The 15518-nt window shown below is 40.5% G+C and carries 9 protein-coding genes and 4 pseudogenes; 6 read left to right on the top strand and 7 right to left on the bottom strand.

Annotated elements, in window-relative coordinates; all coding sequences use genetic code 11:
* Window positions 1–27: 27 nt before the first annotated feature.
* The 7 genes and pseudogenes from IPK31_08505 to IPK31_08475 all read right to left on the bottom strand — a co-directional run bounded on the left by IPK31_08505 (window position 28) and on the right by IPK31_08475 (window position 7709).
* Window positions 28–800: pseudogene (locus IPK31_08505) on the bottom strand (DUF1080 domain-containing protein).
* 2 nt (window positions 801–802) lie between these two features.
* Window positions 803–1207, bottom strand: a complete 405-nt coding sequence (locus IPK31_08500; GenBank protein MBK8087968.1) for a c-type cytochrome — start codon at window positions 1205–1207, stop codon at window positions 803–805.
* A gap of 40 nt (window positions 1208–1247) precedes the next feature.
* Window positions 1248–2302: pseudogene (locus IPK31_08495) on the bottom strand (sugar phosphate isomerase/epimerase).
* Window positions 2303–2421: 119 nt separating this feature from the next.
* The gene (locus IPK31_08490; protein ID MBK8087967.1) at window positions 2422–3585 is read right to left on the bottom strand and encodes a Gfo/Idh/MocA family oxidoreductase; all 1164 of its coding nucleotides are present in this window, start codon (window positions 3583–3585) and stop codon (window positions 2422–2424) included.
* A 90-nt stretch (window positions 3586–3675) separates the two neighbouring features.
* Window positions 3676–5106, bottom strand: a complete 1431-nt coding sequence (locus IPK31_08485) for a Gfo/Idh/MocA family oxidoreductase (GenBank protein MBK8087966.1) — start codon at window positions 5104–5106, stop codon at window positions 3676–3678.
* A 7-nt stretch (window positions 5107–5113) separates the two neighbouring features.
* Window positions 5114–5768: pseudogene (locus IPK31_08480) on the bottom strand (gluconate 2-dehydrogenase subunit 3 family protein).
* A gap of 197 nt (window positions 5769–5965) precedes the next feature.
* Window positions 5966–7709, bottom strand: a pseudogene (locus IPK31_08475) (GMC family oxidoreductase).
* Window positions 7710–7885: 176 nt separating this feature from the next.
* Between IPK31_08475 and IPK31_08470 the strand changes: the two are divergent.
* From IPK31_08470 to IPK31_08445, 6 genes are all read left to right on the top strand, one after another.
* Window positions 7886–9157 (top strand): MFS transporter, encoded by a 1272-nt coding sequence (locus IPK31_08470; GenBank protein MBK8087965.1) that lies wholly within the window; start codon window positions 7886–7888, stop codon window positions 9155–9157.
* Between the two features lie 27 nt (window positions 9158–9184).
* The gene (locus IPK31_08465; GenBank protein MBK8087964.1) at window positions 9185–10078 is read left to right on the top strand and encodes a TIM barrel protein; all 894 of its coding nucleotides are present in this window, start codon (window positions 9185–9187) and stop codon (window positions 10076–10078) included.
* Between the two features lie 232 nt (window positions 10079–10310).
* Complete coding sequence (locus IPK31_08460) at window positions 10311–11993, top strand: GMC family oxidoreductase (GenBank protein ID MBK8087963.1); 1683 nt, start codon at window positions 10311–10313, stop codon at window positions 11991–11993.
* Between the two features lie 26 nt (window positions 11994–12019).
* Window positions 12020–13702 carry a GMC family oxidoreductase gene (locus IPK31_08455; GenBank protein MBK8087962.1) on the top strand — a complete coding sequence of 561 codons (1683 nt, stop codon included), beginning with the start codon at window positions 12020–12022 and terminating at the stop codon, window positions 13700–13702.
* Between the two features lie 117 nt (window positions 13703–13819).
* Window positions 13820–14458, top strand: coding sequence for a gluconate 2-dehydrogenase subunit 3 family protein (locus IPK31_08450; GenBank protein MBK8087961.1), 639 nt, complete (start codon window positions 13820–13822; stop codon window positions 14456–14458).
* Between the two features lie 63 nt (window positions 14459–14521).
* Window positions 14522–15454, top strand: a complete 933-nt coding sequence (locus tag IPK31_08445; protein ID MBK8087960.1) for a sugar phosphate isomerase/epimerase — start codon at window positions 14522–14524, stop codon at window positions 15452–15454.
* Window positions 15455–15518: the final 64 nt, after the last annotated feature.

Below are 15518 nucleotides of genomic sequence, written 5' to 3'. Positions count from 1 at the left end.
GTCCAGCCCTCTTTTATTATGTAATGATTACAACTTCTTAATCTTAATATTCCTGAACCACACATTATTGCCGTGATCCTGCAATCCAATTCTTCCTTTCTTATAAGTTCCGAAATCTTTCATTGATTTAAACTTACTGCCCGCAATCATTTTTTTCCAGCCTTCATCCCACATGGTAGTGGTTACAACCTTTGTTCCGTTGAGATATAATTCCAGTGTTCCATTCAAACTTTTAATTTCTATCAGGTTCCATTCCAATGCAGGCCTTACAGTTTCGGTGTTGAAGTAATCATATCGTACAAGTCACCTGCACGGTGTTTGATAATCTTTGCATCCGGATGGCATTTGTTATCAAGCACCTGCACTTCTGGACCGGTCATCCATGGCCATTGATATTTTACTGTGTCTTCATGCACATAAAAAATTACACCGCTGTTACCGCAGGTGTCAATTTTCCATTCCAGTTTCAAATGAAAATTTTCATACTCTTCATCTGTTACAATATCGCCGCCTTCCCTGATCTGCCAGTTTTCTTTATTCGATGCGTCAAGATGCAATACACCATCTTCAACTTTCCATGCACTGCCGGCAGGCTTTCCACCATACTTATGCCAGCCTTTTAAAGACTGTCCATCGAGCAAAGAAACCCATCCATCTTTTGTTTCTTCTTCAGATAAAGCAGAAACATTTGTTACAGCTGCTGTTGAATCAGTTTGTTCCGCTTTTTTTTCACCCGCTGCATTATTACAGGAAAAAAAAAGTCCACTGACAGATGCAACTATTAAAAGTGAACGGAGCATGCTTATTTGTTTTTAAGTGAGAGAACATATTTAACCATCGTTTCGGCATCTGCCGGTGTTACTGCAGGATGCGGAGTCATTGCTACCTGTCCCCAAACACCGGTACCTCCCTTGATTATTTTTTCAGCCAGCATCTTTACATTGGCTTCTGTATTTTCATACTTATTGGCAACATCACGGTAAGTAGGGCCAATCAGTTTTTCATCTACTTTATGACAGGTAAGGCAGTCGCTTTGAGCAACCAGTACCAATCCATTTTCATAATCAGGGTTTGCTGTCGGATCAGCTGCTGCTGCCGGTGCTGCTTCCTTTGGTTGTTCTTTAACTGCTTCTTTGTTTTCTGTACCTGCTCCACCACATGCAATCAGTGTAAGTGCAATGGCTGATGTCAATAAAATCTGTTTCATCTGTTTTATTTTAAAGTGTAATAATTTTTCTGCAAGGTAGTTAATCAAGTCCCAGAATCTTTCTGTTTGTTACAGAATTACTTTCGCCTCCGGCAAAATCATCAAAAGCTTTTTCTGTAACACGGATGATATGGTTTTTAATAAACTCTGCTCCTTCTCTTGCCCCATCTTCAGGATGCTTTAAACAGCATTCCCATTCCATTACTGCCCAGCCTTTATACCCATACTGTGTAAGTTTACTGAAAATGGTTTTAAAATCAACCTGTCCATCGCCCGGTGAACGGTATCGGCCGGCACGGTTGATCCAGCTTTGATAACCGCCAAATGTTCCCTGTTTGCCTGTAGGATTAAACTCTGAATCTTTTACATGAAATGCTTTGATACGCTCATGATAAAAATCGATGTACTGCAGATAATCTAACTGCTGCAATACAAAGTGCGATGGATCATATAATAAACAGGCACGTTTGTGATTATTCACTTTCTCTAAAAACATTTCATAGGTAATACCATCAAACAAATCTTCACCAGGATGAATTTCATAACAAACATCTACACCGCATTCATCAAATTGATTCAAGATGGGTAACCATCTTTTTGCTAATTCTTAAACCCTTCATCCACCAAACCATCAGGCCGTTGCGGCCATGGATGAAATGTATGCCATAACAATGAGCCGCTGAATGTTGCATGTGCATTCAATCCTAAGTTCTGTGATGCTTTTGCTCCATACATTAATTGCTGCACAGCCCATTTCTGCCTTGCAGAAGGATTGCCTTTCATTTCGTCAGGAGCAAATGCATCAAACATAATATCATAAGCAGGGTGTACTGCCACTAACTGTCCTTGCAAATGCGTACTCAATTCGGAAATCTCCAAACCATAACTGTTGATCTTTCCTTTCAGTTCATCGGCATAGGTTTTACTTTCAGCAGCAAGTTTTAAATCAATCAACCTGCTTTCCCATGTGGGGATCTGGATAGCTTTAAAACCTAAGGATGCTGCCCATTTGCAGATATCTTCAAGATTGTTGAAGGGCGGTTGATCGCCCATAAACTGTGCAAGAAATATTGCAGGACCTTTAATTGTATTCATACTCTAAATCCCTAAAGGGACTTTTTACTTTTAATTTATGAATGAACTGATGAAAAGAAATTCAACAGTTGAATGTCTATTATAAAGATTTGAAAAGAGTTGCAACTGTTTAAGTCCCTTTAGGGATTTAGGGTAAACTCTCTCCACTTCTCTTTACTCAATCCGCTTTCAATCACATTATCGACAAAAGCCATTCCTCTTACTCCTTCATTTACTCCCGGAAAGTCGAGCCATTCTTCTTTTGGTTGTTCTCCGTTGATCTTTGCTCTTACAGTTAATGTAAAATTCCTGTAGAGATTAGCAAAGGCCTCGAGGTATCCTTCGGGATGACCGGCAGGAGTTCTTGAATTATGTGCGGCAAAGGAACTGTTATACCCACCTCCTGTTCTGTAAATCTCTGTGGGTTTATCCAGCCATTTTACTAACAGTGTATTTGCATCTTCCTGTTTCCATTCCAATCCGCCTTTTTCTCCGTACACACGAATCTTAATGTTATTTTCTTCACCTGCTGCAATTTGCGTTGCCATCAGTACACCTGTTGCGCCATTGTTGAATTTTAAAAAAGCTGCTCCGTCATCATCAAGCATTCTTCCTTCAACAACAATATTAATATCTGAACAAAGATGAGTTACTTCCTGTCCTGTTACATATTCAGCTAAGTTGAACGCATGTGTTCCAATGTCACCCATACAACCTGCTTTGCCGCTTTTCTTCGGATCTGTTCTCCAGCTTGCCTGTGCATTGCCAGCACTTTCTAACAATGTACTCAACCAACCCTGCGGATATTCAACATACACTTTACGAATTTTACCTAATGCACCGCTCTTCACCAATTGTTTTGCCTGCTTCACCATTGGATAACCAGTGTATGTATGACAAAGCAGTAAACTCAATCCTGTTTCTTTCAGTTTTGCTTTGAGTTGTTTCGCTTCATCTAACGTAAAGGTGATGGGCTTTTCAATTACTACATTAAACCCTTTTTCCAATGCCATCATCGCCGGAGGAAAGTGAACAAAGTTGGGCGTAACAATACTTACAAAATCAATGCGCTTATCAGCTGGCATAGCAGCCTCTCTTTCAAGCATCACTTTATAATCAGTATAAATTCTGTCTTCATCAAGAAACAATATTTTTCCTGATTCAACAGCTATGTCGGGGTTAATACTTAATGCACCTGCAACCAGTTCAACCTGTCCATCCATATTCATTGCCAAACGATGAACGGCACCGATGAATGCATCCTTACCGCCACCAATCATGGCCATGCGAAGTTTTCTGTTCATAAGCCCCCCCCCCGGGGGGGGGTTTTTTTTCTCCCCCTGGGGGGGGGAATTTAAAAAAAGAATCACTTGTTTTTTTTTCTGCTTTCAAAATTATACACCCAACCCTGACCAACCACTCCTGTATTCTCTTTTTACAAACTGGTTAGCTTCATCAAAGTTCGTGATCTTCATATTGGCAGCATCCCACAATAATTTTTTGCGGCCGAGATATTTATCTTCCCATCCTTTCAGGTTTGGATTTTTCATCATCCATGATCTGATAGCAAGGTTGCCCATCAATATACTTTCTGTAAACGGACCTGCATATTCAAAAGGTGAACTTAATTCTGCTTTGCCATAACCGTCAATACATGCATTCACCCATTGTAAATAATGTCCTTCGGGTACACGCCTTAAAGTTTTCTTCGGAAGATTAACTTCTTTCATTCTTTTTGTTGGAAGTAATACGGGGTCGGCACCATAGCAGCTGCACATCATTTTTCCTTTTGTTCCTTCGAAGATGACACCACCATCCCAATTACCCATTGGTTCATCTGGTAGTAATTCTTCCGGACGTTGCGGCAATAATCCACCATCCATCCAGGTTACTTTTATATTTCCTTTTTTATCTTTTCTTGGGTAATTCAAATGAATGATCGATGCAGGTGGGCAACTGTCAATGTATCCGGCTTCTGTCCAAGCTGCAGTAAATTGATTCGGCACACTGCATTCCACTTCATTGGGATAAAGAATTGGAAGAATGCGGTAGATAGGATCCATTACATGACAGGCCATATCGCCCAATGCACCTGTACCGTAAGCCCACCAGCCACGCCAGTTGAAAGGATGATAGGCAGGATTAAATTCTTCATACTTCGCTGTGCCCAGCCATAGATCCCATTTGAATTTATCAGGTACTGTAAAATTTCCAGTTGGCTTGGCCATGCCCTGCGGCCATACCGGGCGGTTGGTCCATGCCTGTACTTTTTTTACGTCACCAATCAATCCTGCATTGTACCACTCTTTCATTAACCGCACACCATCACCACTGCCACCCTGGTTGCCCATTTGTGTTACTACTTTATAACGTTTGGCAGCCTGTGTTAACATCCTTGCTTCATAAATATCATGCGTTAATGGCTTTTGTACATATACATGTTTGCCTAACTGCATAGCTGCCATTGTTGCAATAGCATGTGTATGATCGGGAGTGGAAACAGAAACTGCGTCGATATAGTTTCTTTCTTTTTCCAGCATTTCCCTGTAATCGTAATAAAATTTTGCATTGGGGAAACGTTTCACTGAACCTGCTGCCTGTGCTTCATCCACATCGCAGAAGGCAACGATATTTACGTTCGGGCTTTTTGCAAATTCTGCCAGGTCGCCAGCACCTTTTCCACCTGCACCAATGCCGGCAATATTCAGTTTATCACTTGGAGCAACAAATCCTTTTCCCAATACATGTCTCGGAACAATAAAGAAACCTGCTGCTGCCAGAGAAGAAGTGCGTAAAAAATCTCTTCTTGTTTTTTTGTTACTCATCGGTTGATTATTTGTCAAATGAAATACATTCTTTCAGTTCTTTTTCAGAATAAGACATGCCGTATTGTTTCAGTACATCATCAGGCACTCCATTCCATTGATTGGGTGTATTGCCAGCATAGCCAAGATCTTTTACACCGATCTGTGAAGTATAAAACCAGATGCTGTTAAGTTGCGCATCAAAAGAAAGCAACACCTCTTTTCATTTCAGGTTTTGCTTTTTCTGGATAAGCAATTTCATCCACCATTTCAATCTGCTGTTTGGCATCGCAATCTTTGAATGCTTTCTGAAAACGTTCAAAACATTCCATATCCAGCCAGCGCAAACCACCACGCATGGGAGTTTGATGCTGCGGCATATCTTTTACAATGAATTCAATAAAATCAGGAACACCTGCTTCGGTTGCACTTCCACTTATGGCGTCTTTTGGAATAATGATATCACTCAGCACAGCTATGGTAGCCAGTTCATGTGTGGTAAAAAAAGTTTCTGCCATCAGCTTTGCTTCTCTCTCGGCTTCTTCCTTTGTACGGTCAATAGTACTGGCAGCTGGCTGTTCAACCGGTTTTGTTTTTTCATCTGCTGATTTACATGCATCCACCAATACAGAACTTGCAACAGTACCAACAAGAATAGCTTTTATGGAATCTCTTCTTTTCATAATGAAGCCTCTCCCTCATTCCCTCTCCCATAGAGAGGGAGGCCGGGCATTTTTTTATTTGTTCAACAATATTAATTCAGCATTTCATCTTACGTCCTTAAGTCATCATCATTAAACCCTCCTGATTTTAGTTAACGTTTACATCAAGCAAGGGCTGTGCATAGATGGCCTTCCCTCGGGGAAGGTCGGGATGGGCTCTATATATTCCCTTTTTTCAACTCATCAATAATATATTCACTTGCACGCATGCTTAAAGCAAGAATCGTCCAGGTAATATTTTTATCCGCCTGGCTTACAAATGCTCCGCCATCAACCACAAATAAATTTTTACAATCATGCGCCTGGTTATGTTTATTCAAGGCACTGGTTTTCGGATCGTTCCCCATTCGTACTGTTCCTGCTTCATGAATAATTTTTCCCGGTGTTTCCAATCCATAATTATTTTCCGGACCATCATTACCCCATGTAATCACTGCTCCCATATTATGCATCACTTCACGGAAAGTTTCTTTCATGTGTTTGGCCTGATTAATTTCATGATCGCTCCATTTTACATTGAAGCGTAACACAGGAATACCATATTTATCTACAACGGTTGGATCAATTTCACAATAATTACTTTCCATTGGAATTGCTTCTCCTCTTCCTGCCATACCAACACCAGCACCATAGAAATAACGATAGTCTTCTTTTAAAGATGCTCCATAGCCACCTGCTTCTTTCTGTTTACCGGCTACTGCATATTTGCCATTATAAGTTTGAATATCAGACCCAAAACCATAAGACGGCTGACTGATACCTCCCCAATATTCTATGTGATATCCCCTTGGAAAATCAAGCTTTTTATTATCTAACCACCAGGGCGAATAAATATGTGCTCCACCTACTCCATCTTCATTGTATTTTTTACGGCCAAACAATTCCGGCAATACACCACCCATTGCAGCACCGGTACTGTCATGTAAATATTTACCCACTACATTGCTGCTGTTGGCCAATCCATTTGGATGACGTTGTGAGGTTGAGTTGAGTAATAATCTTGCGCTTTCACAGGCACTTGCTGCAAGAATCACCACTTTACCATTTACCTTGTACTCCTGCATATCTTCCTTGCTTACATAACTTACTCCTGTTGCCAATCCTTCTTTATTAGTAAGCACTTCTCTTGCCATGGCATTGGCAACCACATCTATATTTCCCGTCTGCAATGCAGGATAGATTAATACATTGGTAGATGAAAAATCGGCTTTCATCATACTACAGTTTCTGCCGCACTGTGCGCAAAAAAGCAGGCACCACGTTCTGTTGTGCTTTCTATTTTTTAGTGAGAATGGATAACCTGGATGGAATTACTTTTACGCCTGCTGCAACTGCTCCTTTTTTAATCATCAGCTCATGCAATCTTGGTTTGGGTGGGGGAAGGAAGAATCCATCCGGATCATTTTCCAATCCCTCATTGGTACCAAAAATGCCAATGAGCTGATCAATGCGATCGTAATAAGGTTTGATATCTGCATATCCAATCGGCCAGTCATCACCCAAACCATCAATACTTCTGCGTTTGAAATCTTTGGGACCAAAGCGTAATGAAATTCTTCCCCAGTGATTGGTTCTTCCGCCCAGCATACGTGCACGCCACCAATCCCATTGTGTACCTTCTGCTTTGGTATAGGGCTCGCCTTCTATTTCCCATCCGTGATAGCAGGCATCAAAATCGCCAAAGGGGCGAAACTTTGTACTTGCTCCACGACGTTTACTTTCCCATGGATTCTTTAACTGAGTAACATTTTTCTGCGGATCGTACATGACACCGGCTTCCAGCAAACACACTTTTAATCCAGCTTTACTAAGCATATAGGCAGCCATGCCGCCACCTGCACCCGAACCAACAATGACAACATCGTAATTTTTCGGTTGAACTTTTATCTGAAAATCTCCCATAACAGGCAATTGATTTGAAGGTCTTAAAGATAGCAGTTAAATCAAAAAACAAAAATTGATTTTACAGATATTGATAACAAACGTTTGCTACAGACAGTTATCATATTTTGTGCTGATGAATTGATAAAACTCCTAAATTTAGTTTTCGCTTCAACCAACCACTAAACGATTGCAAAATGAATTCTGATAAACGCAACCAATTATTTATTGCCAGTTGTCTTGCACTATTAGTAACCTCTTTGTCTTTTGGTATAAGAGCAGGTATCTTAAATGAGTTAGGTACCAAGTTCAGTTTAGACGGATCAGAGCTGGCAACCATTGCCGGAACTGCTTTCTGGGGTTTTCCTTTAGCCGTTATCATTGGCGGTATGATTGTAGACACAATTGGTATGAAGAAATTACTGGTGATGGCTTTTATCTTTCACCTGGCCGGTATCGTGTTAACTGTATTTGCAACTGGTTTCTGGTCGCTGTTTATTTCTACTTTATTAATAGGTATTGCCAACGGAACGGTAGAAGCTGCCTGTAATCCCCTTGTTACTTCATTATTTCCTGAAAATAAAACAACCAAGCTCAACCATTTTCATCTTTGGTTCCCCGGTGGAATTGTGATTGGCACACTGATCGTTTTCCTGTTTACTAAAATCGGGCTTAACTGGCAGGTTCAGGTAGGTGTAATGCTCATACCTGCGTTACTGTATGGTTATTTATTTTCAAAATTGGAATTTCCTGTTACAGAACGTGTGGCAAGTGGTGTATCAGCCGGAACTATGTACAAATCGCTTGGTAACCCACTGTTTATTTTTATGATCCTTTGCATGTTTGGAACCGCCATCACTGAATTATTTACCGGACAGTGGATTGATGTATTGCTGCGAAACGTAACAGATAATGCCATTTTAGTGTTAACTGTTTCTACAGGTGTGATGGTTGTGGGCAGGGCATTTGCGGGACCAATTGTACATCGTCTTGCACCGCAGGGAGTATTGTTTATTTCAGCCTGTCTTTCTGTTGTGGGATTGTATCTGCTGGGGCATTCGGGTGGTAACATGATTTTTTTCGGAGCAATTATATTTGGAATGGGTGTGTGTTATTTCTGGCCTACCATGCTTGGTTTTGTATCAGAGTACTTACCCAAAACCGGTGCTGTTGGTTTAAACTTAATGGGAGGGGCAGGTATGCTGGCTGTGTGGATCTATACACAGTTCATGGGCAGCTTTTACGATCGCTTATTAGAAAAGAAACTACCGACAGGAGCATCACTGAAAGAATATATTTCTGCTGCTCCCGGTACAGAAATGGCCAACAATTTAGCAGCAGCAAAAGTTACTGCAGGCCCTGAAATTATCAATGCAACTTTAGTTATACCCATCATCCTGACAGTTGCATTTGCAGGATTGTATTTTTATATGCGTGGTAAAAGCAAGCCAAGCTTAACAACAGCTTAATTATAATCAATCTGAAATATTGCTTTTATGCCGCAACAGTCATCGAGAAGAACATTATTAAAAAATCTGGCAGCAACTTCTGTTGCCTTAACTACAGGAAACGTGTTTGCAGGAATTGAACATATACAGGAAGAAAATTTTAAACTCAAAGGGAATATCAATCATTCTGTTTGCAGCTGGACCTATAATTTCATTTCATTAGATGAATTATGTGAAGTCGTAAAAAAATTAAAGTTTTCTGCCATTGATTTGCTTCCACCAAAAGACTGGCCAACAGTGCAAAAGCATGGCATCACCTGTTCTATGTGTTACACTGCAGGTAAAATCAGTTTAACAGAAGGCTGGAACAATAAAAAGTTTCATGAGCAGCTAATTAAAGATTTTACTGAAGCTATTCCTCTTGTTGCCGCAGCGGGTTATAAAAACCTCATCTGCTTCAGTGGAAATAAAAATGGAATGGATGATGAAACAGGTTTGCAGAATTGTGTGGAAGGATTGAAACAGATTATACCACTTGCAGAAAAACATAATGTGATCATCCAGATAGAAGTGTTCAACAGCAAAGTGAATCATCCTGATTATATGGCTGATAATACTAAATGGACGATAGAACTCTGTAAACGTCTTGGTTCGCCTAACTTCAAAATTCTGTATGATATCTATCATATGCAGATCAGTGAAGGAGATATTATCCGAACTATTACTGACAATCACCAGTACTTTGGTCATTACCATACAGCAGGTGTACCGGGTAGACATGAAATCAATGAAACACAGGAACTCTATTATCCTGCCATTATGAAAGCCATACTTGCCACAGGATATAAAGGATATGTAGCACAGGAATATATACCAACAGGAAAAACAAAAGAAGAAAAGATTGCAGCGTTGAAAGATGCGGTGAAGAGGTGTGATGTGTAAAAGGCTGGCCCCCTAAATCCCCCAAAGGAGGACTTGCCAGGCACAGCCCTTTCTTGTTGTAAGTAATAACATGATTTATAATCGTTGTTATTAGATGAGGAAAGAAATTAAGTTGATGAGGAAGATAAAAAGTTGAATAAAGAAATACTGCACCACCTCCTCTCTACCGGAGAGGAGGAAGGGAGGAGAGGCCGCAAACAAGAAACAATAATTCAAACTATAAATTTTTAGTATGCCTGAGATTAACGAATATGATGCCATTGTAATTGGGTCAGGAATCAGCGGGGGCTGGGCCGCCAAAGAACTCACAGAAAAAGGTCTCAAAGTAATTATGCTGGAACGTGGTCAGGATGTAAAACATATTGTTGATTACACAAGTACCACTAAAGATGCATGGGAGTTTCCACACCGTGGCGGACGTACACAGCAAATGATTAAAGATTATCCCAAACTGAAAAGGGATTACCCATTAAATGAAATGACCCTTGACTGGTGGTGCAGTGATATTGACCATCCATATACAGAAGAAAAACGTTTCGACTGGTTTCGTGGTTATCATGTAGGCGGCCGTTCATTGATGTGGGGCAGACAGAGTTACCGTTTCAACAAATGGGATTTTGAAGCCAATGCCAAAGAAGGCATTGCTGTTGACTGGCCCATCCGTTACGATGAACTTGCTCCGTGGTATAGTTATGCAGAAAAATTTGCAGGTATACAGGGGAGCAAAGAAGGTTTGGATGTTTTACCAGACGGAGATTTTATGCCGGCCATGGAACTTAACTGTGCAGAGAAAGAAGTAAAGAAAAGACTGGAAGCACATTATAAAGGAATGCGTCATCTTATTATTGGCCGCAGTGCAAATATTACACAGCCGCATCACGAAAGAACGAATTGTCAATACCGGAACCGTTGCGCAAGAGGCTGCCCGTTTGGTGGTTACTTCAGTACACAGGCTGCTACTTTACCTGCTGCAATGAAAACAGGAAATCTTACACTCCGTCCGTTTTCTATTGTTACAAAAATTTTATACGATAAAGACAAAAAGAAAGCAACCGGTGTTGAAATCATTGATGCAGAATCAAACAAAACCTATGAGTATAAAGCAAAGATTGTTTTTGTCTGTGCTTCTGCATTAAACTCATCATGGATATTAATGAATTCTGCTACTGATGTTTGGGAAGGCGGATTAGGGAGCAGCAGTGGTGAACTTGGACATAATGTAATGGATCATCATTTCCGTTGCGGTGCCGGTGGTAAAGTGGAGGGTTTCAGTGATAAGTATCTCTTTGGACGCCGACCAACCGGTATTTATATTCCACGTTTCAGAAATGTTTATGATGACAAAAGAGATTACCTGCGTGGCTTTGGTTACCAGGGCGGTGCCGGGCGTGGCAGAGGATCGCATGTGGCAGAATTAACAATTGGAGCAAATCTGAAAGAAATAATGAGTGAACCAAATGATGACTGGTCAATTAACATTACCGGTTTTGGTGAAATGCTTCCCTATCATGATAATAAAATCACACTCGATAAAAATGTAAAAGATAAATGGGGCCTTCCTGTTCTTTCATTCAATGCAGAGATTAAAGAAAATGAAAAGAAGATGCGGATTGATATGATGAACGATGCAAAAGAAATGCTGGAAGCTGCGGGAGTTAAAGATGTAAAAGTACACGATGATGGATATGCAGTTGGTATGGGTATACACGAAATGGGAACTGCACGTATGGGTCGTGACCCTAAAACATCTGTACTGAATGGCAATAACCAGGTATGGGATGCACCGAATGTATTTGTTACTGATGGGGCATGTATGACCAGTGCCTCCTGTGTAAATCCATCTTTAACTTATATGGCATTAACAGCAAGAGCTGCTGATTTTGCTGTGAAGGAATTAAAGAAAGGAAATCTTTAAGCATGTAAATAATCAATTTATTCAGCATGGCAGATAATACATATGATGCAATTGTTATAGGCTCCGGAATCAGTGGCGGCTGGGCAGCAAAAGAACTTTGTGAAAAAGGGCTGAAGGTATTGATGCTGGAGCGTGGTGCCGAACATAAACACATCGAAGATTATAACTCTGCCAAAAAAATGCCATGGGAATTTGAGCACCGGGGTGATACAACGCAACAGCAAAAACAGGATTATCAAGTTATTCATCGTGGATGGGCAGCGAATGAAAGAGTGATGGATGCATGGGCCAATGAAAAAGATTCTCCTTATACGGAAGTAAAACCATTTACCTGGTGGAGGGTTTACCGCATGGGAGGCCGTTCTGTTTTATGGGGCAGGCATAGTTATCGCTGGAGCGATCTTGATTTCGAAGCCAATGCAAAAGACGGTTTTGGTGTTGACTGGCCCATCCGCTATAAGGACATTGCACCCTGGTATGATCATGTAGAAAAATTTGCAGGCATCAGTGGCTCATTGGAAGGATTGCCTTATTTACCTGATGGACAATTTATGCCACCGGTTCCATTAAATTTAATTGAGAAAGATGTAGCCGCAAAGATTAAAAGCTTTTATAAAGGGGAACGTCATTTAATCAACAGTCGTGTAGCCAATATTACCGTGCCACATAATGAAAGAACCAATTGCCAGTTCCGCAACCGTTGCTGGGAGGGCTGTCCGTTTGGAGGATATTTCAGTACACAATCTTCTACCCTTCCGGCAGCAATGAAAACAAACAACCTCACTGTACGACCCTTATCACTGGTAACAAAAATTCTGTACAATAAAGACAAAAAGAAAGCAACAGGTGTTGAAGTTTTGGATACAATGGACAATAAAACCTACGAGTACAAAGCCAAAATAATTTTTGTTTGCGCCTCGGCATTAAATTCAACCTGGTTGTTATTTAATTCAGCCACTGATATATGGCCGGGTGGTTTGGGCAGCAGCAGCGGTGAACTTGGTCATAATTTAATGGATCATCATTATAACCTTGGTGCCGGCGGCGATATTGATGGTTATGAAGACAAAACAGAATATGGCCGTCGTCCTGCCGGATTTTATATTACACGGTTCGCCAATATTCCCGGCGATAAAAAAAGAGATTTTCTAAGAGGTTTCGGATACCAGGGCAGTGCAGGCAGACATGGGTGGGGCAGAGAAATTGCAGAAATGAATATCGGCAATCAGTTAAAAGAAACATTAACAGAACCTGGCAGTTGGAGAATGGGGGCAACTGGCTTTGGTGAAATACTTCCTTATCATGAAAATAAAATTTCGTTAGATAAAACAGTAAAAGATAAATGGGGATTACCGGTACTGGCAATGGATGCAGAACTGAAAGAAAATGAAATAAAAATGCGTGCTGCCATAAAAGAAGAACTAGTAGCGATGCTTGAAGCAGGTGGAGTAAAAAATATTAACACCTATGACTCAGGTCATGCTATGGGGCATGGGATTCATGAAATGGGAACTGCACGTATGGGCCATGATTCAAAAACTTCTGTATTGAATGGCAATAACCAGGTATGGGATGCTCCCAATGTATTTGTTACAGATGGAGCATGTATGACAAGCTCATCCTGCGTAAACCCATCTTTAACTTATATGGCATTAACAGCAAGGGCTGCTGACTTTGCAGTGAAGGAATTAAAAAAAGGAAATATCTAAGCCCCCAACCCCTAAAGGGGAGCTTGGTATCTTGAGATTACAATGTGAATATAGAATTTGAAAAACCGATAGATTGAATTTGTTTGATATTAATTTTAAACGTTTAAAATAAATACTATGGATCGCAGAGAGCTTTTAAAAATGGTGGCTTTAGCTACAGGTGGAGCGGTAATTGGTGGCAGCTTTTTTTTGAATGGCTGTAAAACAGGTACGAAAGCTGAAGCAGGTTTTACCGCTTCCAATATTGCATTGCTTGATGAAGTAAGTGAAACCATTATTCCCGCCACAACAACACCTGGTGCAAAGGCAGCACAGGTTGGTGAGTTTATGAAAGTAATGGTGACCGATTGTTATACAGAAAAACAACAGACTGCTTTCATGAAAGGTATTGAAGCTCTGGATGAGGCCTGTAACAAAATGCACAGCAAATCATTTATGGAATCTACTCCAGAACAACGGCATGATTTATTGATCAGTCTTGAAAAAGAAGCAAAAGAATTCAATGAAAAACGCAATGAAACGGATAAGCCTCTGCGTGAAGAACATGAAAAGAAAAACAGTACACTTGCCTGGAAAGATCAAACAGAGTTTGAGGGATCGCCCAGCCATTATTATACAATGATGAAGCAGTTAACACTGATGGGTTTCTTTACTTCCAAAACAGGAATGACAGAAACATTACGTCATATTCCTGTACCGGGTAAATATGATGGTGCATTCCCTTATGCAAAAGGAGATAAAGCATGGGCTGAATAAGAAATGAACTGCCGCATCTGACGCCCTCGTTTGATGCATAAACAATTCTAACAATTCCGTCAGATGAGGGCGTCAGACGGAATGAAATATCAAACGATTATGTCTTACAACCGTAAAGAATTTTTAAGAACCTCAGCAGCATTAACAGCGGGTTTTTCTCTGGCAGGCTTACCTATGGTTTCCTGTGCTGATCCTGCAGCTGAAAAAAAATACGGACTTCAGTTATATACTGTCCGCAACGATGTCAGCAAGAATCTTACATCAACAATTGAATATATATCCAAAGCAGGCTATAACCAGATTGAACTGTACGGATTTGATGGCAAAACGTTCTTTGGAAAAACGCCAACAGAATTTAAAGCCATGTTTGATGCAAACAAATTAACATCGCCCAGCGGACATTACGGAATACCTGACTCAGTGATTAATGGAAATACAGATGCATGGAAAGCCATTACAGAAGCTGCAACCATTATGGGTAATGAGTATGTAACAGTTCCGTATACAAATGATCAGTACAGGAATGGGGATGGATTTAAAAAATATCTTGAAGCAATCAATAAAACTGCTGAGCTTACAAAGGCTGCCGGAATGAAACTGGCCTATCATAACCACGATTTTGAGTTTAAGAAAGTAGATGAAGGAAAACAGTTTTTAGAATTGCTGTTAACACAAACTGATCCGGGTATGGTTGATTTTGAGTTTGATCTTTACTGGGTTGTGTTTGCCGGAGAAAAACCAATTGACTGGTTTAAGAAATATCCCGGCCGATTTACCATGTGGCATGTAAAAGATATGACCACCAATTCCAAAGGCGATAAGGAAAGTACACAGGTTGGCGATGGTACGATTGACTTTGCTCCCATTTTTGCAGAGAAAAAACTATCAGGCTTAAAATATGCATTTGTTGAGCAGGAAGCTTACACCATGCCTGAAGAGCAATCTATTAAAAAAAGTATTGAATTCCTCAAAAAGAAAAAATGGGGAAACAATTAAAAAGAAAGGCGGCTCAATGAGCCGCTTTTCTTTTTCAGCAAAGCATTTCTGCTTTTGCGTAATT

Source organism: Chitinophagaceae bacterium (assembly GCA_016713085.1).
GTDB lineage: Bacteria > Bacteroidota > Bacteroidia > Chitinophagales > Chitinophagaceae > Lacibacter.
This window is presented reverse-complemented; position numbering and strand designations above follow the sequence as displayed.

Bases quoted from the DNA above. Each gene is read 5' to 3' on its own strand.
- IPK31_08490 (MBK8087967.1), bottom strand. From the start codon at position 3,585: ATGAACAGAAAACTTCGCATGGCCATGATTGGTGGCGGTAAGGATGCA.
- IPK31_08455 (MBK8087962.1), top strand. From the start codon at position 12,020: ATGGCAGATAATACATATGATGCAATTGTTATAGGCTCCGGAATCAGT.
- IPK31_08470 (MBK8087965.1), top strand. From the start codon at position 7,886: ATGAATTCTGATAAACGCAACCAATTATTTATTGCCAGTTGTCTTGCA.
- IPK31_08460 (MBK8087963.1), top strand. From the start codon at position 10,311: ATGCCTGAGATTAACGAATATGATGCCATTGTAATTGGGTCAGGAATC.
- IPK31_08500 (MBK8087968.1), bottom strand. From the start codon at position 1,207: ATGAAACAGATTTTATTGACATCAGCCATTGCACTTACACTGATTGCA.
- IPK31_08465 (MBK8087964.1), top strand. From the start codon at position 9,185: ATGCCGCAACAGTCATCGAGAAGAACATTATTAAAAAATCTGGCAGCA.
- IPK31_08485 (MBK8087966.1), bottom strand. From the start codon at position 5,106: ATGAGTAACAAAAAAACAAGAAGAGATTTTTTACGCACTTCTTCTCTG.
- IPK31_08450 (MBK8087961.1), top strand. From the start codon at position 13,820: ATGGATCGCAGAGAGCTTTTAAAAATGGTGGCTTTAGCTACAGGTGGA.
- IPK31_08445 (MBK8087960.1), top strand. From the start codon at position 14,522: ATGAGGGCGTCAGACGGAATGAAATATCAAACGATTATGTCTTACAAC.